This window comes from Sphingobacteriales bacterium (genome assembly GCA_016700115.1).
Classification (GTDB): Bacteria; Bacteroidota; Bacteroidia; order Chitinophagales; family UBA2359; genus UBA2359.
In genome coordinates this window covers 3,662,860-3,687,395 of the sequence record CP064999.1, presented here as the reverse complement: position 1 = coordinate 3,687,395, position 24,536 = coordinate 3,662,860, and the positions used below count along the sequence as shown (strand labels likewise).

10 protein-coding genes are annotated in these 24,536 nt (G+C 38.5%); 5 read left to right on the top strand and 5 right to left on the bottom strand.

Going from position 1 to position 24,536, the window contains the following annotated elements; translation table 11 throughout:
* Positions 1-97: 97 nt before the first annotated feature.
* Complete coding sequence (locus IPM47_13160) at positions 98-13,312, top strand: cadherin-like domain-containing protein (GenBank protein QQS27822.1); 13,215 nt, start codon at positions 98-100, stop codon at positions 13,310-13,312.
* Between the two features lie 376 nt (positions 13,313-13,688).
* On the top strand, positions 13,689-15,125 hold the full coding sequence (locus tag IPM47_13155) for a hypothetical protein (GenBank protein QQS27821.1): 1,437 nt from the start codon (positions 13,689-13,691) through the stop codon (positions 15,123-15,125).
* Positions 15,126-15,177: 52 nt separating this feature from the next.
* On the opposite strand, the gene IPM47_13150 is transcribed toward IPM47_13155, so the two are convergent.
* Positions 15,178-16,146: a hypothetical protein gene (locus tag IPM47_13150; GenBank protein ID QQS27820.1), complete on the bottom strand. Its 969-nt coding sequence runs from the start codon at positions 16,144-16,146 to the stop codon at positions 15,178-15,180.
* A 73-nt stretch (positions 16,147-16,219) separates the two neighbouring features.
* Here IPM47_13150 and IPM47_13145 point away from each other — a divergent pair, with 73 nt between their 5' ends.
* The 3 genes from IPM47_13145 (at position 16,220) to IPM47_13135 (ending at position 18,402) form a co-directional block, all read left to right on the top strand.
* Positions 16,220-16,804 (top strand): SAM-dependent methyltransferase, encoded by a 585-nt coding sequence (locus IPM47_13145; protein ID QQS27819.1) that lies wholly within the window; start codon positions 16,220-16,222, stop codon positions 16,802-16,804.
* 70 nt (positions 16,805-16,874) lie between these two features.
* Positions 16,875-17,960 (top strand): Rieske 2Fe-2S domain-containing protein, encoded by a 1,086-nt coding sequence (locus IPM47_13140; protein ID QQS27818.1) that lies wholly within the window; start codon positions 16,875-16,877, stop codon positions 17,958-17,960.
* Positions 17,961-17,973: 13 nt separating this feature from the next.
* A complete protein-coding gene (locus tag IPM47_13135) occupies positions 17,974-18,402 on the top strand; it encodes an acyl-CoA thioesterase (protein QQS27817.1) in 429 nt (142 codons plus the stop codon).
* Between the two features lie 68 nt (positions 18,403-18,470).
* On the opposite strand, the gene IPM47_13130 is transcribed toward IPM47_13135, so the two are convergent.
* From IPM47_13130 to mdh, 4 genes are all read right to left on the bottom strand, one after another.
* Positions 18,471-19,148 (bottom strand): dienelactone hydrolase family protein, encoded by a 678-nt coding sequence (locus IPM47_13130; protein ID QQS27816.1) that lies wholly within the window; start codon positions 19,146-19,148, stop codon positions 18,471-18,473.
* A gap of 156 nt (positions 19,149-19,304) precedes the next feature.
* Positions 19,305-21,671 carry a protein serine/threonine phosphatase 2C family protein gene (locus IPM47_13125; GenBank protein QQS27815.1) on the bottom strand — a complete coding sequence of 789 codons (2,367 nt, stop codon included), beginning with the start codon at positions 21,669-21,671 and terminating at the stop codon, positions 19,305-19,307.
* 208 nt (positions 21,672-21,879) lie between these two features.
* Positions 21,880-23,562, bottom strand: coding sequence for a glutamine--tRNA ligase/YqeY domain fusion protein (locus tag IPM47_13120; GenBank protein QQS27814.1), 1,683 nt, complete (start codon positions 23,560-23,562; stop codon positions 21,880-21,882).
* 27 nt (positions 23,563-23,589) lie between these two features.
* Positions 23,590-24,528, bottom strand: a complete 939-nt coding sequence (gene mdh, locus IPM47_13115) for a malate dehydrogenase (protein QQS27813.1) — start codon at positions 24,526-24,528, stop codon at positions 23,590-23,592.
* Between the last annotated feature and the right edge of the window lie 8 nt (positions 24,529-24,536).

Genomic DNA, 24,536 nt, shown 5'->3' with positions numbered 1-24,536 from the left:
TAAAAGAGCAAATGCGTTTTCATTTTTCAAAACACTATCAACTCTAATCCCCTAATTCAACAACCTCTAGCGATTATAATTTATCAACAACCATAACATGAACCTGTTAATTTTACAAGAAACTGTTCAAAGAACTGCATTTTTATTGACAATGAGCGTTGGTCTGCTTCTTAGTTATATGGACTTACAAGCACAATGTTTCAGCAATCCATCAGGACCGGGCACAATAGCCGGAAATGCACCTCCTCAAAATGTTTCCATTACGACAACGCCTGCAAGTCTTGCGGGTTCAGTAACGTGGAGCAACGGAGCCACAGGAGCAAACATTTTATTTACTCCAAGTTGCAGCAGCCCCGGAAATAAAACGTTGACACCTTGTTTTTTGGCAGGTACATCTATACCTGCTCAGAGTTTTAATGTTCCAAATTTTAATGGTTCAGCTCCGGCTTCATTCAGTTTTAATGTAAGCGGTTTATGTTATGGTCCGGGTGCAAACTATAGTGGTACTTTGCCTATCAATATTGGAGGTTCAGGCAATGTGTTAATTACACTGACTTTGCCTGATGGTTCTGTTTTGCAACCACCGGCATTACCTATTTCTACAGTCAATAGCCTATCGCCAATTGATATCTCTCTTTTCGGTTTACAAGGAGACCCTAACGGAACCTGGACTATAGGTATTGGTGGTGATGCTACTAATTATAATATAGGTCCGGCAACATTTTTTATTAATGCCTTTAATTTAACGGAAACTTATTGTGGTCCTCCTGTTCAATTTACGGTAACACCTTGTCCTGCTCCCTGTCCTGTATTTCAATCTGTAATAGCACCGGTCCAGGTTTGTTCCGGAGCTAACACTACATTAGGGGTTCAGTTTAATGTCCCTGCGGTTTTTAATGCTTCTTATCTATGGACCGGTCCGAATGGATTTACCAGCACTGCTGCCCAACCTGTGGTAAATCCGGTAAACAATACTTGCGATCCAATCAATGTAACTTATTCAGTTTCAGTATGGTGTACCAATGACAACTCAGTTTTGGCGACAAACCAACCCGTTACATTTACTGTGTTTCCTGCAATTGATCCTGCTCAAATTAGCATTGACAACACAAGTAATATATTAGATCCTGGTTGTGCAGTTAATATCAGTGTTCCTTGTAATTTCACAATTAACGGAATAAACGGTTCACTCAATCAAAGTTTTACTCCCGGAGATAACGGCACGAGCGCTCAGTTTGTAATCTCAAACGGATTTCCGGCTTGTACTTATACGGTTGATGTACCAATTACTTGTATAGGTAGTTGTACACCGGCTACAGTCAATGTTACAACTCAATGTATTATTGGAAACACCGGTTATACAATTACCCTTTCCGTTTCAGATATGGGAGATTCGGAACAATTGATAGCCGTGCCTTCACAAGGAGTACAGGTCGCCATTAATAATACAGGTTCATATATTTTGGGACCTTATCTAAACAATGAATATGTCAATATCAAATTGCTTAATCCCCTAAATCCGAGTTGCAATATTAATGTCGGGAATTTTTCTAAAGGTTGCAAACCTTGTCCGACCATCAATAACGTAACTTCTAATTTTCAATCTAATTCGGCAGCCTGTGAAGGGGATATTATTAATTTGACTGCAAACGTTACAGGTGGAATTCAAGGTGTTGATTATTATATCAAATGGCAAGTAAATGGAACAGACATACCGGGAGGTGTAGGGAATAATTATTCCTATGTATTAACTGCGCCGGGATGCGAAGTGAATGAAGAGCAATTTACTGCAGTTTTGGTATGCCTTACCAATGGTCAACCCCCATTACAAAGTCAGGTAAGCACAGCTATATTCAAAGTTTATCCTGTTTTAACTTTCAATGTAGATTTTTTCCGGTCTTCAAGTTCTTGTGTTGTTCAACCGGTTGCAAGTGCTGAGTGTGAAGGGAATATTGTATTTACCACAACTCCTACAACAAACCTGACACTGGGTAGTCCTTCTGTATTAGTGAATTATACTGCCAGAGTAATTGGAGCACCCACCACCTGTCAAACTACCGGACGTTACACAGTTAGTTGCCCAGATTGCAGTGACACTGCAGGCGAAGGCACTCCTTTATATCAGTCTGTATGTTGGGGTGAGAGTTTCACAGTCGAAAATACAGGTTCGTTGGCAACGTCTCCCGGTTATAAAATAAGATGGAATGTTTCTAATGCATCGAATGGTGTGGTTCTTAATACTTTTGGACCTTATGGTAATCCGGGAAACTTTTCTCCGAATACTTTTATAAATAATGGAAGTTTTCTGCCAGCCGGTGGCATGTATTGTTTTACCCCTTCCTTAGTTTTTGACGGTTCAGACCTAAACCTGGCATTGCCAGGAATTCAAAATAACATTACAGTTGGTGAGAGCAATGTATTTCTAAGCACATTAAGTGCCACTTTAGGACCTTGTTCCGTTTCACCAAACTGTACTTGTATTTTAGGTATCCCATTATTTACTGATATTGATTGTTACACAATAACACCGGGGATTTATTCGGCATCCCATACCTTTTCGGGTATTCCTTATTGTGAAGGTATTTCATCTTTTAATATAAATATTACTGTTACTGATAACATAGGAGATTTGTTTAACCCCTTTAGTCAGGGAAGTATATCATCCGATTTTCCTGCACCAATAAATGAGCAACATAACGACGGGTCCTGGACTTTATTTAATTATACTGGTAATCCGAACGGCAAATCGGTAAATATTACTGCGATTTATCTTAACCCAATTCCAGATGTTGCCAATCCTGCACAATTGAGTTGGACGGTAACCATTACTCCGTTCAATAACCCTGCTTATCCTTTGGTGTGTAATAGTTGTCATGATGTAGGGGAGCCTTCTTGTGTCGAATTATTGCCACAAGTTCAATTAGCTTCAATTCCAACACCATCCCCAGTTTGTGAAGGTGAAAGTGTCAACCTGACTTTATTGACTCCAACCAGTAATTTGCCGGGCACATTTTATTGGTACGATGGTAACCCGGCTACCAATGGTATTTTGGTGAGCAATCCCGGAAATGTAGTTCCCTTCAATGGTCAAACATTTTATGTATTATTTAGAGAAATTAACGATGAAAGTTGTTCATCAACCGCAAATGTTACCTTTAGTGTTGTGCCAAAACCGGTCTTAAATACCCCTCCTCCTTTGCCTCCGGTTTGTCCGGGTGAAAGTATCAATTTAACATCTTTAAATTCATCAATAACCACGGCTCCGGGAACCTTATTATGGTATATCAATGATCCTGACGATGACGGAGCCTTATTAGAAACACCCAATAACGTTGTTCCGATAGGCTCTGAACGTTATTATGCCGAATTTACCGATGCTGTTACAGGTTGTACTAATAAGTTATTTGTACAGGCAACCTATCATCCTCTACCCTTGTTGCTTAGTGTTTTGCCGGTAATTTGTCCGGGCGAACAAGTTGATTTAGCATTACTTCAACCCGCATTGACGGAAGATTTGGGCGTATTTGAATGGTTCACTTCAGGAGGCACTCCTTTGTTTCCAAATGGTTTGGGTCAGATTTTAGTAAATCCTGTTGACGGAAGTACCTACTCAGTCAATTTTACCAGTCTTTCTACAGGTTGCAGCGGAACCACTACTGTAACTTATGGAGTTGATCAATTGCCGGTCTTGTCACAACCTTCTGCATCCCCAGTATGCGAGGGAGAAGAAGTGGACTTAACAGAGCTTGAATCTCAAATCACAGGTGGACAAGCGGGGGTTTTAACGTGGTACTTAGGAAACCCTTTATCCGGAGGAATAATATTGGATGGAGGTACTGCCGAAACTAATCCGGCAACTCAAACTCCCTCTTCAACTGATGTATATTATGTAAATTTTGTTTCTTCAACTACAGGTTGTGAAAACACAATCAGTTTTGTTTACCCGTTTGCAGCTCCACCGGCTTTAATTACTCCCCTGCCTTCGTTGAATTTTGTTTGTGCCAATGCAGCGCCTGTTGACTTGATAGCGTTGCAACCGCTAATTTCAGTAAATTCTACATTTGAATGGTATAAAGGAGATCCGGGTGCTGGAGGAATTTTACTGGATGGTGATGGCATTCCTATTGCAAATGACAATCCTGCGTCTCAACCTATCCCTGCCGGAACTTCTGTAGTTTATTATGCCATACTTACTTCAACAGTTTCAGGATGTGTAGATACAATCAATATCACTTATACCGCCTATCTGCCGTTAACCGGAGCAACTGCAATTTATGATTGCAATTTGGGTATAGTTGTTAATTTATCAGGAGCTTCAGGCGGTTCAGGTTCCGGTTATGCAGTTTCTGCAGGTTCACCAAATCAGGCAGGAAGTTTTGTTCCTTATCAAAGCAGCTGGACTATTATTGTTAGCGACAATGCAGGATGTACACAAACCCTGACCGGTATCTCCAACTGTCCAACTTGTGAAGCCGGTGCTGCAAATGTGTTAGCTAATAATCGGGTATGTTGTGGAGAAAGTATCCATATTACAAACACAACTGCTGTGTTTGATTTGCCTCAGGACTTTGTAATTGGCTGGGCTATAACTCCTCAATCTACCGGCCCGGTTACAGATGCCGATGGGGTTTATGCAGCAAATGATGCAGGATTAGTGTTTCAGGGAAATGAAGATTATAGTTTAGATTTTGACTATTCTTGTTTAGGATTACCTGATGACCTTCCTTCAGGTGTATATTATGCCACACCCTTTATTTCAGAACGCCCGCCAGAAATCGGACCCCCTCCACCAATTGTTTACAGTCCTGCAGACGGATGTTTACCCGATGGGGAAATTTGTCCGGTTATTTCAGGTACCGGTTGGGTAATTAACCCAATGATAATCACATTTCCTGACGGGTCTTCTTTAAATGTAAACGATGAATTAGCATTTGGTGCCCCTATTGACGAAACTTTATTGGCCATTGTAGGCGGTTCTCTTCCTTGTTTGTCTTTGGCTACTCTGTATCCGGGAGATCCCAATGGAGTTTGGACAATTTCAATCACAAATACAGGTACAGGTAATCTTAGCTTTTCTGCTCCTGATTTTAACGTGATTGTACCTGCCAGTGGATGCAGTTTGTTAACACAGGATCAGGTAAATTTTGTGGCCGGAATCAGTGGGTTGATTGCACCCGGGCAAACCTCAAATATAGAAATCAATGTGCCTTCACCACAAGTAGTCATTCCTACTTTAACCTATGATCCGGCAAACGGCTGTATTCCCGAAGGTGAGTTTTGCCCTGAAATTTCAGGCACGGGTTGGGCAATAGATGAATTGGTAATCACTTTCCCCGATGGTTCTTTCTTAAACATAAATGATGCGGCCGGAGGTTTGACTATAACCGAAGCATTATTAGGTGCTTTAGGTGGTAATCTTCCTTGTTTGGCTTTAGACAGTTTATTTCAAGGAGACCCTAACGGGCTTTGGACAATTTATATTCACAATATTGGTCCGGGTACCGTATTTTTCAATATTCCTGATTTTGATGTGATTACAGATGCTGCAAGTTGTACACTAATTTCTCAGGATGAAGTAGTTACTATACCCGGAACGGCCGGAGCTGTGCCTGCCAACAGCTCGCTTACTTTAGAAATACAGGTTCCGCCTATCCCATCGCTATTCCCGGCTATTAATGAAACTTGCAACGACTATGGCGATCCAACTCAAATTGTGCTACTCGGAGATATTACCTATCAAAGCGTCAATGCTGTATGTGTTAATAATGCCGCTAACTTGTATTTAGTAAGTGTTACCGGAGTCGAAGGAGGTGCACCTCAATGGATACCGGGTTCTACTTATGTATTTCCCTCTACGGCAACATTAACAGGAAATACTTACACTTTCCAAACAACCATCAACAGTTTCCCCCATACATTCCAGATTTCTAACAGCGTATCAAGTGCAGGAGGAAGTAATTGCGGCACCAGTATTACCCTTGTTAATGATCCGTGTATCTGTATTCCGCCGGTTGTCGGATTTGCCACACAATGTATCAATAACAACCAGTTTTCGGTCATAGTTAATATTGCACAGACCGGCTCTTCAGGGACTTATAATATTACCGACAATTTGGGCTCATTCCCAATTACCGGAATTACAACAACCGGCAGCTATGTTTTTGGAACATATCCCAATGGAACTGAAGTTAATGTAACTCTTGTTTCTGTGGTTGATGCATTATGTAATGTATCATCCGGCATTTTAACCGATGTTTGTACACCGTGCAGTGCAGGAACCGCTTTTTTAGCCAATGAAATAGTTTGTTGTAACGATGTGGCGACCATTGTTCCGCAAGATTTCTATGTTCAATCCGGAAATATTATTGCATGGGCAGTATCAATCTCACCATTGACCGGCCCTGATGATCTGATTTTTGCTTCTTCGGTAGTACCGGGTGTTGGAAATGAATTTAGCATAGACTTCAACAATACCGATTGCCTGTTGCCTGCCGGTTTTTATTATGCTACTCCCTTTATTGCACAAACCCCGGGAGAAATTCCGCAGCCTGACCCAATTGTTTACAACCCTGCATTGGGTTGTAATCCGGTAGGCGAGATTTGTCCTATCATATCCGGTACAGGTTGGGCAATCAATCCATTGATAATTTCTTTTCCGGATGGCAGTTCCATTAATGTTGCTGAGCAACTCATCGGTGCCAGTGTTCCGATAACTCCTGATTTATTAGCTACTATAGGAGGTAATTTGCCTTGTATTCCCTTGAGTACTTTATATAATGGCGACCCAAATGGAACCTGGACAATTTCAATTACAAATACAGGAACAGGTGCTGTCAGTTTCTCTCTGCCAGATTTTAACGTAACTGTTGATGCATCCACCTGCGCTTTGATTTCTACAGATCAAGTAACAACTATTGGTGCTGTTTCCGGCTCTGTAGCGGCAGGTGCTTCTGGTCAAATCGAAATAGTTATTCCAAATCCGAATACAGAAATTCCGGATTTCCCGACATTTGACCCCAATTGTTCAGATTTTGGGGTTTCTTTGCCTATTACTGTTGTTGATCCAATCAGTTTTAACCTCGTAGCTGAGTGTTTTGATTCTAATAATGATGATGATTTTGACCAGATTTTGGTTTCAGTCAGCAGCATTATGGGGGGATCACCTGCTATCTATCCGGCTTCAACCTATGTATTACCGGCTGGTTTCAATCAGATTGGTTTAAATGATTATCAAATAGCCTTACCACTTGAATTAGGTCAAACCGAATATTCAGTAGCTATTGGAAGCAGTATGGGAGGGCAAAACAATTCATGTGAAACCGTACAAACCATTACTTTGCCTTTCTGCCCTGTTGGTTGTATTTCACCTACTGTGCTTTTTGGTTCTTTTTGTGATAGTGAAAACGAAGGACAGTTTTTAGTTAGTGTCAATATTACAGATTTTGGATTTGGTAATAATTCTTATGCCATATCCAATTCGGAAAATGGCAACACCAGTACGGTAACAACCACAGGAATTTATCAAATTGGTCCATTTGAAGGCGGAACAAATGTAATTGTTACAGTAACAGGAGTTAACCGTCCGGAATGTGTTGTGATCAGCAACGAATTAAATCAAACTTGTTTAAGTTGTACAGCAGGAACAGCTACTTTGGATGCAACAAATGTTGTTTGTTGTGGTGAAACTTTAAATCTGATTTCAGAGAGCTATTCCATAGAAGATGGAACCATCATTGCATGGGCACTTGGAAACAGCCCAATCACTAATCCGGCACAATTAGATGGTGCTTTATCCGTAACTCCCGGAAATGAAACTAACGGATATGATTATACCAATGATTGCAGTCTTGAACCTGGTACGTATTATTTAACCCCGTTTATTGCACAAACTCCGGGTGAAGCCCCACAACCTCCACCGGTAATTTATGACCCGGCTTTAGGTTGTAATCCTTTGGGGGAGATATGTCCGGTTATTGGTGGAACAGGATGGGCAATCAATCCGATTTTAATTACTTTCCCTGACGGAAGTACGGTAAATGTTGTTGAACAGTTTTTGGGAGTAACCCTGACTATTACACCGGAACTTTTAGCCGGGTTAGGCGGTTTGCCCTGTATCCCGCTCGATGTCTTGTATAGTGGAAACCCAAACGGAATTTGGTCAATTTCTGTCAATAATATAGGTACAGGAACCGTTGAATTTAACCTGCCTTCATTCAGTTATACGGTTGATGCCTCTACTTGTCCTTTGATTACAGAAAATCAGGTTACTACCATGCAATCTGTTTCAGGAAATATAATAGGTGGAACAACCGGTGTGTTTAACCTTCAGGTACCAAATCCAAATACAGAAATACCTGATTTCCCGACATTTAATCCCTCTTGTCAGGATTTTGGCGATGCAATTGAAATCATAGTGGCAGAGCCAATCAGTTTTGATTTTGCGCTAACTTGCAACGACCCTGACGGTGATGGCGTATCATCCGGATATCTTGCTACAATTTCCAACATTGCTGGCGGATCTCCTGCTGTAGTTGCAGGTGTAAATTATGTTTTGCCTGCCGGATTTGTTCAATCTTTACCCGGAATATACACTTCTGTATTACCGGGAACAACAACAGGACCTGTAACTGTTACCGTTGGCAGCAGCGATGATGGATGTTCTGCATTACAAACACAAAATTTACCTGCATGTTTCTTTACTTGCCAACCGCCGGTTGCCGGTTTCCTGACGCAATGCAATGATGATGGCACTTATTTTATTAATGTCAATTTGGTAAACTTTGGTGCAGGCAATATCGCTTATTTGATTTCAAATAATATTACAGCTCAAACTGAAACTGTAACCGCTACAGGAATTAGCCAATTTGGGCCGTTCAATGAAGGAGTATCTGTTACTATTCAGGTTACAGGCACAATTGATCCCGCATGTTCTGTTTCCGGAAGCCCTGCTGTACCGGATTGTACAAATTGTAGTGTCGGTACAACTAACCCGTTGACCAACCCAATTATTTGCTGTGGAGAAAACGTTACAGTTTCTTTGACTAACCCTACTGTTTCTGACGGAAATATCATTGCCTGGGCTTTAGATGAGAACCCGATAACTTCTGCTGTAGAATTAGAAGGGGTTAGCGGAGTTTGGCCAGCAGATGCCAATGGAAGTTATACTTTCACCAATGATTGCGATCTCGAACCGGGTATTTACAATTTAACACCTTTTATTGCCGAAGACCCGGGATTTGCACCTCCTCCTGATCCAATTATTTATGACCCGGCCCTTGGTTGTCTTCCTTATGGTGAAATCTGTCCGATCATTACAGGCACAAACTGGATTATTGACCCCCTATTAATTACTTTCCCGGACGGAAGTACAATCAATGTTTTACAAGAACTGGCAGGTTTGAGTATTCCAATAACACCTGCTTTATTGGCAGCATTAGGAGGATTGCCTTGCCTTCCCTTAGATGTACTTTATGATGGTGATCCTAACGGTACGTGGACTATATCAGTCAATAATATTGGTACAGGTGCTGTCAGTTTTGAAATACCTGAGTTTAACGTAACCGTTAGTGCCGATGGCTGTCCGTTGATTACAGAAGATCAGGTTACTACAATTGGCGCTGTATCTGGAACAGTTGAAGGAGGACAATTGGGTGAAATTGATATCGTTATTCCCAATCCAAATGAAATCATTATTATTACTCCGGAACCTGACCCTATCATTTATGATCCGGCATTGGGATGTCTTCCTGTTGGTGAAATTTGTCCGGTTATTACCGGTACAGGTTGGGTGATTGATCCTTTGTTAATAAGTTTCCCGGATGGAAGCACAATCAATGTATTACAGGAACTTGCCGGTTTGAGTGTACCGATTACTCCGGCATTATTAGCAGCATTGGGAGGTTTGCCTTGTATTCCATTAGACGTATTGTATGATGGAGATCCTAACGGAACATGGACTATATCTGTTAATAACACAGGTACCGGATCAGTAAGTTTTGAAATACCGGAATTCAATGTTACAGTTAGTGCAGATGCCTGCCCTTTAATAACGGAAGATCAGGTAACTGTAATAGGTGCTGTTTCCGGAACAGTAAATGGCGGCAGTACAGGTTTGATTGATATTGTCATTCCAAATCCTTTACCTCCTGTTGAAACAAACTTCCCAACTGTTAATCCGGATTGTAGTGATTTTGGTGAAGCAGTCGAAATTGTGGTTGTCAATGAAATTAATTTCAACCTTGATATTGTATGTAATGATACAGATGGAAACGGTGTCGCTGAAAATTATTTAGTGTCAATCAGTAACTTAAGTGGCGGAACTCCTGAAGTATTATTATCAGATGAGTATATTCTGCCTACAGGTTTTGCCGAAACAACTCCCGGAGTATTTACACTGACGCTTCCATTAAGTTCTTCGGGTATCCATTCAGCTACAGTTGGCAGCACTTCCGGAAATTGCGAGCAAACACTAACTAAAGCATTTCCTGCCTGTGTTACTGCTTGTTCATCGCCGGTTGCTTCTTTTACTGCCGATTGTGTCAGTGGAGATTCTGACAATTTCTATGTTTTCGTCAACCTGACTTCTTTGGGTATAGGCAATAACTCTTTTACCATCTCAAATAATCAAAACTCTAACACTCAAATTGTAAGTTCTGTCGGAGTTACACAGATTGGGCCATTCGCCAATTCAACTTCAGTAATTATAACTTTAACCGGAAATAATGAGCCTACATGTAGTTTGAACAGTAGTTCCCTTTCAGCAAGTTGTGAAGGTTGTTTCGTTGGAAGTGCGTTGGTAGGTGGAAATTCCGGAGGAACTTATGTTTTATGTTGCGGTGAAACATTGCCCGTAACATTGAGCACAGTTATTTTAAATGAAAACACCATTATAGGATGGGCAGTCAGCCTAACTCCTGTACTGAACGCATCAGATTTATCTAATGCATTGTTTGTTAATACAGCTAATGCAACAAATGGTATTGACTTTAACAACGATTGTGGGGATATTTCAGCAGGAACTTATTATTTAACCCCATATACTGCTGACTTTGTTAATTTCCCATCAGTCAGTTCTGATTGTGTATATTTTGGAAATCCGGTTCAGGTGGTAATTTTGGACGAAATCAGTTATGACTTTAATATTACCTGCTATGATCCAGATGGAAATGGAGTAGCTGAAGGTTATTTGGCCTCCATCAGCAACTTAAGCGGTGGAGCACCTGCTGTTATTCCAACAGCCAATTATTTGCTTCCTCCTGGATTTACAGAAACCGGTTTGGGAGTTTACACACAAATTCTGCCCGAATCTTCAATTGGAGTTCAGACTGTTTCGGTAAGCAGTACTGTTTCGGGTCAAACAAGCAGTTGTAGTATTGAGGAGTCTCAAGATCTGCCGGATAATTGTAATTTTACCTGTACTCCGGCTGAAGTGAGTTTTGAAGTTAATTGTCTGGATGATAATAGCTTTGAAGTCATTGTTACTATCAGCAACCTGGGAACAGGTCTAAGCTATTCGATAACCGATAACACAGGTACTTCAGCTTTAGTTGTGTCAACAGTCGGCACTTATAATTATGGAGTGTATTTAAACAATACCAATGTTATATTAACATTGACTGATAACAACAACAGCACTTGTTCTGTTTTATCAGGACCTATGACAAGTAATTGTGCTCCTGTTTGTAATCTGCCTGAAGTAACTTATTCAGCTGTTTGTTTTGATGAAATTGGATTCCAAATAGAGGTTAACATAATTAGTTTAGGCTCAGGAATTACTTATACTATTTCAGATAATCAGGGCAGTGCTACTCAAACAGTTACAACGATTGGTACTTATACAATTGGTTTACATGCCAATAATACGATAGTTCAGGTTTCAGTTACAGATGCAGATACTCCTGCTTGTTTCGTACAATCAGGTAATTTGTCGCTTAACTGTGAAACAACGATTTGCATCCCTGAGGTAGATTTTGTGCCTGTTTGTATAGATGAAGAAAACTTTCAAATCTCTGTAAACTTAATTGATTTAGGAACTTCAAGTAGTTATACTTTAACCGATGATTTTGGCAGTACTCCGTCAACTCTTACAAATATTGGATCATTTATTTATGGAATCTATCCCAATAATACAACTGTTGAACTTATCCTGACCGGTGTAGATGATCCTGATTGCATGGTCAATTCTGGACTAATGACAGAAGATTGTTCCGAAACTTGTATTGCACCAATTATTGCCTATGAAATAGACTGCATCAATACAAATCTGTTCGCCGTTACTGTGACCATTTCAGGCGATGCGGCAGGCGGATATTTAATTTCTGATGATTTGGGCACCGCCATACTTTCAGCACCAACTGCAGGAATTTATACTTATGGCAATTATCCCTCCGGATCATCGGTAGTTATTACCGTCACGGAACAAATTAATGATGCTTGTTTCACTTCAACAGGTAGTATAACCGGCGATTGTTCACAGGGATGTACTCCTCCTGATGTTCTGTTTTCTGTTGTATGTTTAGATGCCAATTCCTTTGAAGTTGAAATTCAAATCAATGAGCTTGGCACTTCAGAAACATATACAATTTCGGATAATCTTGGTGCAGTAGGCAGTATAACCATCAACTCAACAGGTGTCTTTGGATTTGGCCCCTACAGCAACAATACAGCCGTTATAGTTACTGTGGAAAGTAACAATAATACTGCATGTAATGTCTCTTCAACTGAACTGAGTATTGATTGTACTAACGAACAATTACCTCCGGTTATTCCTGATGATATTATAATATCCGTACAAGCCGGAGGTCAGGCTGTAACATTTAATGTTTTCGATTATGTTACTGACCCTAATGGAGATCCTATGACTTTAGTGGATATGGAAATCCCTGTTACCGGTGGAACTTTAACTTTCAATGCTGATGGAACTGTTACATTTACACCAACCCCCGGATTTACCGGACAAATTGAAATTGAGTTTACAGTTTCTGACGGCAACTTTACTGTTACCGGTACTTTGATTATTGATATCCTTACCAGTAGTCCCGGCACATTTGAAATTCCTAATTTTGCGTTAACAGGAATTTCACCGGTTCCTGCCAATGATTGGGTAAAAATTGAATTCAGTACTTCTATTGGCGGAATAATAGGTTTAGAATTATACGATGTAACCGGCAGATTAGTACTTACACATTCTTTTCTAAGTGTAACAGGGTCTAACTCTACCTTATTAGATATATCAAAATATCCAGTCGGTTTGTATATGTTGATTTTAAACAATGGCAATCAAATAGTTACCGGCAAAGTGGTGAAAGACTAAGAATTCAAACTTTCATAGTCATGTTATTTATGCCCCCTTGTCCAAATAACGAGGGGGCATTTTTTCATCTTAATATTGATTCTTACTCGTTTCTACAATCTTGCGATTCTATAGTGCTTCTTTGAATATGCCTTATAAATCGAAATGAATTGTTTTTTAGGGTTTCTACCAACTATGATTTAATTTTGAATCATCAATTTCTGGCAAAAGTCTTTAAATTCCGCTCCTCGGAGGGATTAGGGGTGGTTTTTTTTAGAAACTGAAGTGGTATTTACATTTTTTTATAATGAAATTATTGCAAATTTCAGAATATTGGTTCCTTCTTTATTCATAAGATAAGTGTAACTAAAATAATTTTAAGATGCTAAATTTCTTTATGAACCGATTTTTTAGAAACCGCGAATTGAATAGTTCCCTTTATATTTTTTTATATGTTATAATAATATACCTTTCTTCTGAATTGCCATTTTTTTGGGACAATGTTTTATTATCATCAAGATATGCTCAACATTTTTATGAAAACGGCTATTCCACACTAATTCTACCTTCAGCTTTAGATGCAGGTCACCCTCCTTTTTATGGATTGTATTTAGCCATTGTCTGGAAAATTTTTGGGAAAAGTTTGGTTTCAAGCCATTGGGCAATTTTTCCTTTTGTAGTCGGTATTGTATTTGCTTTTTCAGGAATATGCAAAAAGGTAATTGGTAATACTTCGTTTTTAATTTTTGTCTTGTTCATATTAGTTGCAGAACCTTCTTTGTTATCACAGATAGCATTTGCAGGAATTGATATTGCCTTGTTAAGTATAACTTTGTTATGTGTTTATAGCCTTTTTTCGGGCAAAGTTAAGTGGCTCTATTTTCTATTGCCAATCTTATCTATGCTTAGTTTACGGGGCATTATTTTATCAATTGGAATAGGTTTTTGTCATTTCCTTTTTTTTAACAGCAATAGGTTTGGGGTTAAAAGGGCGGCTTCTGTCCTGCCTTTCTATTTACCTTTGATAATTTTACTGATGGTTTGGTTTTCCTATCATTTTTATCATACAGGGTTTGTTACAGATAACTACATGAACAATAACTGGTCAGAACAATACCGGATGGTTACTTTTAAAGAGTTTGGTAAAAATATGCTGGTTGTTGTTTGGCGAATGGTGGATCAAGGCAGGATTTTTATCTGGATACCATTATTTGTGTTTTTAGGCAGAGTTTTTATAAAAAAAACAACGATCACCAAAGAGCAATATTTACTTTGGGGCACAATATGTATTTTATTTTTCCTCCTTCTTCCATTTTTAGTATTTAGAAATACGCCAATTTTACACCGATACTTTTTAATAATTTATTTGCTATCCGGTATTTTGCTGTTTTCTTTTGTTTCAGGCATAAAAAGCAGGATTCTAAAAACTACTTTGACGGTATCTGTTTTTGCGGGTCTATTGAGTGGCCATCTTTGGATTTATCCATTTCCAATAGCAAATGGGTGGGATTCTACTTTGGCAGCTCTCCCCTATTTTAAAGCAAAAGAGCAGGTTAATAATTTTATAGAACAATCATCCATCTCTCCTGATCGGGTTACTTCTGCATTTCCTATGCTTGCCGGTAAAAAATATACTCATTTGAACGAATTTAACGGCTTTCAATTTATAAACAAATCAAAACGAGCGGTAAAGAATTCGGAATTTGTTTTATATTCCAACGTCAGCAATGATTTCACTTTATTTGAAAAAGAAATGCTGTCAAAAGATTTCATAAAAATAAAATCTTTTGACAGCAAGCCGATTGTGCTGGAACTATATCAGCACAAAAATTAAATATTACGGATATTCTTTGGCGGTAATAAATACAGTTGCCTGTTAGAGCAAATTATTTTATAGTAAAAGCACCGCTACCAATTAAATAGTTATCGTTATAAACTTCAGCGGTATAATTGCCTTTCAAAAAACCTGAATTTTGCTCCCAATACATACAATAGTTTTCAGATTGATTTTGATAGTCAATCGCGGCTTTGGTAGTGTATTTCATTTGTTCACCACTATCCCCATTTGTAAAAACACCGGAACCCATTGACTCAACTGACAAAACATCTCCCTGTGGGCTGATGATGCGCAACATTACTTCCTTTTTCCCTGGTTTTGCAATGGGATTGCGCAAAATATCAAAACAGACTTTAAGTTGGTCCGTCCGTTTTGCCTTGCTTGTAGTTACTTCTTTACCGCTTTTTCTAACATCAATGGCAGAACCACTGATATTGGCAGCCTGCATAACTGATCCACGTTTTACTGTTTGACTTAACTGGTCTGATTGCTCGGATAAAGCTTGTTTTGCTGAAGTCAGCTCTGATTTTTCTGTTTCCAACTGCGCAATATTGGTTTCCTTTTCCATGATTGCCTGTTCTTTTTCGCTAACCGTAGTTTTTAGCCCGGTGTTTTCCTGTTGTAATTGCTGGTTTTGAAAAGTTAGCGCTTCGATTTGTTTTTTATAGTCTTCTGTCGAACTTCTTAAAGACGCAATCAGAGTCCTAGCCTGAGACAATTCTTTACTTGTGGCGTTGCCTTTAGAAAGTATTCGTGCAATTTCGGCCTTTTGGGTTTCAATCTGACCTTCCAAGTCAGTCATTGCACTTGTTTTTTCTTCAACTTCCGATTTGTATTGCTCCATTTCTGCAATGGTTTTGTCAAACTCAGCCTGTAAATCCGATTTTTCGGTTTCTAAGGTGGTAACAGTTGCTTTGTTTTTACTTTTTAAACTCTGATTTTTGTAAAGTAAAAATAGATTTAACAAAAGTAAAACGGCTATGATGCCTAAATACAAATATTGCCTGTTGTTGTCCATTTTAGGTTGTTTTAAATTTAAATAATTTCTTTGTTGTTTGGATTAGAGTAGCAAATGTACGATTTTTACCGCCATGGTAAACTTAAACGCAGAATATTGGGAAAAAAGGTATCAGGAAAACAATACCGGTTGGGACATAGGTTCGGTAAGTACTCCGTTAAAAACATATTTTGACGGACTTGAAAATAAAGATTTACGGATCTTAATTCCGGGATGTGGTAATGCTTATGAAGCTGCATATCTTTTTGAAAATGGTTTTAAAAAAGTATTTTTATTGGATTGGGCTAATGAACCATTAAAACTTTTTAAAAGAAACTTTCCTTCTTTTCCCGATGAGCAACTACTTTTTGAAGATTTTTTCAACCATAACGCAAAATATGACCTGATTATTGAGCAAACATTTTTTTGCGCCTTAAATCCTGTACTTAGAACAAGTTATGTTCAAAAGATTTCGGATTTGCTTATAAAAGGTGGTAAATTAGTTGGTTTGTTGTTTAATATCCCTTTGAATGAAGATAAACCGCCTTTTGGAGGAAATATTGTGGAATATAAGGAATTGTTTAGCCCTTTTTTTAAAATAGAAACTATGGAGCTTTGTTATAACTCAATTGAACCCAGAATGGGAAATGAATTATTTATTAAAATGCTTAAATGTTAGTTTGCCTTTTTGGTTTGTTTTACTGCCTTTTTAGCTTTTCCCTAATGAATACCGATAAAGATCACATTCCATGGATCAACTGAACGTTCACCCTGATATCAGTCAGGCAGAAACACTACCGGCCTGGTTTTATAAAAACCCTCAGATGTTCGACCTGACTATTGAAAAGGTTTTTACCAGAACCTGGCAGTATATTGGTACAGATGAACTCGTTGATTTACATGAATCTGTGTTCCCTTTCCGTTTGTTGGAGCATTGTCTGAATGAACCATTATTGTTGGTGCGAAACAAAACAGGAAGTCTTAAGCTTCTAAGCAATGTTTGTACACATCGGGCTAATATTCTGGTTCATCATCCATCTTCGATGACAAAACTAATATGCAGGTATCATGGTCGCCGGTTTAGTCTTGATGGCAGATTTGAATCAATGCCTGAATTTCAGGAAGCCCAAAATTTTCCGCGTCCTTGCGATCATTTGTTTCAGTTTCCTTTAGAAAACTGGGAGCAATTTTTGTTTACAGCTATTCAACCGGCATTCCCTTTATCTCCTGTTATTGAAAAAATAAGAGTGCTAACCGGTTTTTTACCACTCAAAGAGTTTGTTTTTGAGCCCTCACTTAGCAAAGAATATTTAGTTCATGCACATTGGGCTTTATATTGTGAAAACTATCTCGAAGGATTCCATATTCCTTATGTACATAAAGATTTGAACAATACTCTTGATTATGGAAATTACACAGTAGAAACTGATCAATATTTTAGCGTTCAGAAAGGATATGCCTCAGGCAAAGAAGACACTTTTAATTTCTCCAAAAATCATCCGGACTCTGGAAAACAGGTCGCTGCCTATTATTTTTGGATATTTCCAAACACTATGTTTAATTTTTATCCATGGGGATTATCGGTAAATATAGTTATACCAATTAGCCCAGAAAGAACTCGTGTTTCTTTTCTGACCTTTGTTTATGACCACAGTAAGTTAAACAAAGGTGCCGGTGCTTTGTTGGATAAAGTTGAACGCGAAGATGAGTTTGTGGTAGAAGGAGTTCAGCGCGGTATCCAATCAAGAGTATATCAAACCGGCCGCTACTCACCTAAACGAGAACAGGGAGTTCATCATTTTCATCGTTTGCTGGCCGATTTTATCAACCACTAATATTTTGCCTTTTATGAGTGTTTCTCCGGAAGATTTTAAATATCATATAACAATTGACATCCGTTGGAGAGATTTAGATGCCTTGAATCATGTCAACAATTCGGTATATCTGACTTATTTAGAACAGGCGCGAACACATTATCTGCATGAATGTATTCAGTGGGACTGGCAAACTGATGGTATGATTTTGGCAAGTGCAACCATAGATTTTAAAATAGCCTTGATTTTGAGCGATAAACCAAAAGTTTATGTGCGATGCTCGCATATCGGCAACAAAAGTTTTACCCTTCAATATTGTATTACCACCGAAAGAAACGGTAGAACAGTGATAGCAACTACGGCCACAACTATATTAGTAGGATTTAACTATCAAACAGAAGCCACACAGCCCATACCAGAAAATAAACGCCAAAGGTTGCGAGAATTTGAAAATCTTGCTTAGATACTTGAATTCCACAGATTTTATCAAGTAAATTTTATCCGGAATATTTTAACAATGATTTTACATTGTTATCTAACCTTATTCAGGAAATCGGAAAATGCTTTCCAATATCCTGCATTCCCCTGTGTGCTTTCCCATAATACTCTTGACCCATGCATACCTTCTTCTGCGGGAACATACAAATCTTTAACTCCTGAAGTAGCAAGATCGAAAAACAATTTAGCCTGTCCGACCTCTTTTCTTGAAGAAGTTATGAAAATAGGTTTATGGATATCCTGCATAATATCCTGAATGAAAGTTTCAGATTCAGTTCCGACAAAATACTCTCCCGGACTAAAAGCAACAACTGCTCTTACTTTTTGATTTTCGGCTGCTATTTTTAAAGCCAATGAAGCGGAATAAGAACTGCCAACTAAAACAACCGGTTTTTTGTATTGATTATACATATAATCAATTGCTGCTTCCATATCAGGTATTGCATTGATATAGTTCTGCATTTTACCCTGTTGTTTTGCTAATTCTGCTGTTTCATTTTTTCCCCCGGGAATTAAACTGCCTCCTGCACGTAAGTCAACAGCCAAAACATTAAAACCCATTTCATTCAGTTTTTTTGCAGGTTCAGTATATTCTTCTTTACTCGAATTGGCTTGATGACAAACAACAATTGGAACAAGATTGGCCCCTGCATGAAATAAATTTGCTGTAATATTTAGTCCATCTGTTGAAGGGAAGGTTACTTTTTGCATACCTTTTTTTAGTTTAATCTCCCTGCCCTGAAGGTCGGTTTGTTCTGAACCGGAATCTGAACAGTTAGATGTCAAAAAAAGAACAATAAAAAGGACTGAAAAAATTTTAAATTTTATCATAACTTTTGGGGTAATAACCCTCTGAATATTGCGGTGTTATTCTTTTCTGTTATTTGCAATGTTCAAACACTCGCGAGATTTTTCAGGGTCTGATGATTCAAAAAACCGGCTCAAATTGAGCAGTATTTGGGGGTCTATGGTATAAAGAAGTTTGTTTTGTTTCAGGTGGTTATAACATTCTAGTCCAAAATTATCGGATTTACATATTTTTTCAGCTTTCTTCAATTTTTTAGAGGAACTGTCAGATTGCAAGTTTTCTATCCGGCTTTCACATTCTGCTATTTTTGCATTGATATTGGTAATATCTGCAGTCGAAATCTGTAAAGCCTCTTTAAATTTATTTTTTGCTGTTGAATAGTTTTGTTCATTAAATGCTGCGTTTGCTTCTTCAATCAAACGGTTATATTTTTCAGTTTTGACTTGTGCCGAACTTGTAGAGGCAGCAAGTTTTTCATTACATTCTTCTGCTCTATTGGTAGCATAATCGTCATTTGACTTGTATTTCAAAGCCTCTAAGTAAAAATTTCTTGCTGTTTCAAAAGTGCCTTTGTTATATGCATTATCGGCAAGTGAAATTATTTCGTGATATTTTTTGGTAAATCCTGCTTGTTCAATGCTGTTTAGTTTTGCTTCTATTTCAGCGGATCTTTTATGTGTCAGAGCTTCCGTATATCTGAGTTTGGCAGTTTCAAAGTCGGCCGATTGCATTGCATCATCTCCCTTCTTTACCAATTCGTTAAATTTATTAGTCGAATATTCAATCGAAACTGGAATAGGAGTGGTATAGATATTTTCCGGGTTTGGCTCATGTTCATAAATATCACCAGATTCTAAAACTGTAAGATTTGGTTTTGTTGTGAATATTGACAAACGATTAGCTTTAAATTCACCTAAAGAATCCATTTTTACAGCCATATTGACGGCAACAGACATGCTGACGGTTTGGGTATTAAGAAACTGATTGCAAAGATTAATTTGTTCCAAAATTTTTTCATTTGTTTGATCATAATATAAAGCTTCATAGAGCAATTGCTTGGAACTTTCGTAATCTTTCAGGTTAAATAAAGTATCTGCTTTTGAAATGAGATTCTGTTTTTCAAAATCAATGGTTTGCTCAAGTACCTCTATCTGTTGGCTTATCAGTGTATCTTCCGGAGTAATTTTGAGAATTTCAACATATTTGGCCTTGGCTTTCACCCAATTTTGTACATTAAACAATTGTTCTGCTTGTTTTTCAAGCAAAGCGAGTTTAGTTAATTTTATTTTTTCCCGGATGACAGGAAAAGAGGAAGAGTCCGGCAGTTTGATAGACAATGCGTTAGTATAGTGCTCAATCGCATCTTCATAATTACCGTTTTCAAAAAAAGTATCTGCTTTTGTGAGATGGTTTTTAAAAACATCTTCCGGTTTTGATATAAAAAACTTATAGGCAAAAGCTGTGATAATAGCCAAAACTATCAATAAAACAATGATACCGGCTTTTGTTGGAGTGGAAGATCCTAACCCGCCTCCACTACCTGAAAACAAGGGGCGTTTATTGGATTGATAGTTCTTTTTGTCTTTTTTTCGGATAATTCCGCTCGGAAGATGATCTAATCGCAGCGCATTCTGAGATTTTGAATTTTCGGTTATATTTGAACCAATTGAATTTGAAATTGCCTGAGGTACAGTTATTCCCTCTTTAATTCCTATTAAGACAAACGTAAAATCATCTTCCCAGTTTTGCAAACAAAGTTCTCTCATTTTATCAGCAATAGCTGCATTGGTATTATCAGAGCCATCTCCTTGGGAAAGCAGATATTTAATGTTCCTGTTGTCAAAAGTTTCATATATCCCTTGAGTACAAAGCAAAAAATAGTCGTTAGTTTGAATATCAGAAATGATAGAAACACTAGCCCAGGCAGGCTCAATTCCCGAAATTATTCTTGGTTCGACTGCAATATTTCTCCCGTTTTCGCGAAGAACTGTTAAATGATCCTCCGTTTCAAAAATAATTTGTTTTTCCCGCACATGATAGGCGCGGATGTTTCCAACCCAGGCGACAGAAATAGAATCGTCTGCATTGATATACATCAACAACATACTACAACCCATGCCCTGCTTTAGGTTGTTGTCTTTTATTTCATTCCAAAGTTTTCGTTCTACATATCTTAATGCATCGTTTATATATACCTGACCTAATCTTTGTTTAGGCGGATTGATATGCGTGATGTATTCGTAAAACAAATTGCCGGTAAGACGTGCTACATTGTTTCCCTTTCGGGTTGGTCCAATTCCGTCACAAAGAATAAATAGCCTGGAAAGGGACAGATTTTCTACTGTTCCAGGCAACACATAGTCCAGATTTTCTGTTTGTTTTCCTGCCTCAGTAATAATCTGTGGCGTTTTTATAGTCAGTTTCATAACTTTACTATAAGTCAAACCTCTATCGGTAAAGGCTAATTATTCTTGATTGTTTATTTTTCAATGTCGGAACAAATTTAAACAAAACTTGCAAATAAGCGTTGTAAAGCACTATGTAAGACAAGACTTGTTTATTTTAGGTGTGTCTTATTCAAATTTTCTAACACTCATTTAATGAAACGACAAAACATAATTCGCGGGAATAATTTCAGCTTTCCTTTTCCTGCTGTTTTGCCCAACTGTCTTTTAACCCAACTGTTTGGTTAAAAATTAGTTTTTGTTCGTTCGAATCGGTATCTAAGCAAAAATACCCCTTTCTTATAAACTGAAACCGGTCACTTAGCTCAGCTTCTTTCAGGCTTTTTTCAGCGTAGGCCGGGTAAATGACTTGTAACGAATCGGGATTGATGCAAGTTCGGATATCACCTTCAAAACTTCCGGGTTCAGAAATATTAAACAATCGGTCGTATATTCTGAGTTCTACAGGCAGGGCTTGATTAGCAGCAACCCAATGAAGGGTTCCTTTTACCTTTTTTCCACTTGTATCTTCACCACTTTTCGAGTCAGGAAAATAAGTACAATGCAATTCTGTAATATTCCCGTCATCATCTTTTATGGCTTCTTCACAACGGATAATATAAGCACTTTTTAACCGCACTTCGCCACCGGGAAACAAGCGGAAGTATTTTTTTGGCGGGTTTTCCATAAAATCATCCTGTTCTATATAAATCTCACGACTTAAAGGAATTAGCCTTGTACCCGCATTGGGATCTTCCGGATTATTTTCAGTTTCGAGAAGTTCGGTTTGAAACTCAGGATAATTGATTATAATAACTTTCAGTGGATGTGTTACTACCATGACCCTTTTGGAAATAAGATTTGCATGTTCACGAACGCAAAACTCAAGCAAACCGACATCTATCATATTTTCACGACGTGCGACACCTACTCTTTTGGCAAACTCTCTGATAGCTTCGGGAGTATATCCTCTTCTGCGAAGTGCAGAAATAGTTGGCATTCTTGGGTCATCCCATCCATTTACATACCCCTCTTCTACCAACATCCGCAAGTTACGCTTACTCATGATCGTATAAGTAAGGTTTAACCTTGCAAATTCAATTTGTTGTGGACGGTACATGCCGAGGGTTATTAAAAACCAGTCGTAAAGAGGGCGATGAACTTCAAACTCCAAAGTACAAATGGAATGCGTGATGCCCTCTAATGAGTCAGAAATTCCATGAGCAAAATCGTACATGGGATAGGCTGCCCATTTAGTACCTGTGCGATGGTGGGGTGTTTTTTTAATACGGTAAATGACCGGGTCACGTAAGTGCATGTTAGGTGAGGTCATGTCAATTTTTGCCCTAAGGGTGCAGGTGCCTTCTTCAATTTTTCCCGTTACCATCTGTTCAAAAAGAATCAGACTTTCTTCAATTGGCCGATTACGATACGGGCTTTCTGTTCCCGGGGAAGTGGGAGTTCCTTTTTGAACTGCCATTTCTTCAGAAGTAGAATGGTCAACATAAGCCTTGTCATTTTTTATTAGTTCGACTGCTTTTTGATATAAAATATCATAATAATCAGAGGCATAATACTCGCGGTCTTCCCACGAAAAACCCAACCAACGAATATCATCTTTGATTGAATTAACATATTCTACTTCTTCCTTTTCAGGATTGGTATCGTCATAGCGCAGATTGCTCAGTCCTTTATATTTTAATGCAAGCCCGAAATTGAGACAAATAGATTTAGCATGTCCGATATGTAAATAGCCGTTTGGTTCAGGCGGAAATCGGGTATGAACCCGACCTTGATATTTACCGGTTTTTAAATCTTCCTCAATTATTTCTTCTATAAAATTTAACTGTGAATTGGTCTCGGGTGCGGACATGTAATGTATTATATTTTAAGTTCAAAATTATCCGAACAACTTCATGCCATCAAGAACATCCATGACTGATTTTACTGATGCCGCAGAAGAATTTAGAAGGGATTTTTCTTCTTCGTTTAAGTCGAGTTCGATGATTTTTTCTATGCCTGATTTACCCAAAACCACCGGAACACCAAGAAAAATTTCATTTAAACCGTATTGTCCTTGTAAATAAACACAACATGGGAATATGCGTTTTTCGTCATGTGCTATTGATTCAGCCATTTGTGCAGCTGCGGCTCCCGGTGCATACCAGGCTGAAGTCCCCATCAGTTTAACAAGTTCGGCTCCTCCGTTTGTGGTACGGTCAACAATTGCGGCAAGCTTTCCAGCTTCAACCAACTCGGTTACAGGAATACCTGCAACAGTGGTGTAGCGGGGCAGTGGTACCATTGTATCGCCATGTCCACCCATCAATACAGCCTGTATATCTTTGGGAGATATTCCAAGTTCAGCAGCTAAAAATGCACGATAACGTGCGGTATCTAAAATTCCGGCCATGCCCATAACTCTTTTGGGGTCAAAACCCGAGGTTAAGTAGGCACAATAACTCATAACATCCAACGGATTTGAAACAACTATAATTATGGTATTTGGAGAATGTTTGACAACATTTTCTGTAACGCTTTTTACAATTCCTGCGTTAGTACCGATTAAATCATCCCGGCTCATACCAGGTTTGCGTGGTATTCCTGAAGTAATGATGGTAATATCAGATCCTGCAGTTGCACTATAATCGTTTGTTACGCCTATCATTCGGGTAGAATAATAGCTTATAGGAGCTGTTTGCCAAATATCTAAACTTTTACCTTCTGATAACCCCTCTTTGATGTCTAACAAAACCACTTCGTTTGCATAATTTCCTCGCGCTACAACGTCTGCACAGGTTGCCCCAACATTTCCTGCTCCAATTACAGATATTTTCATGATGTCGA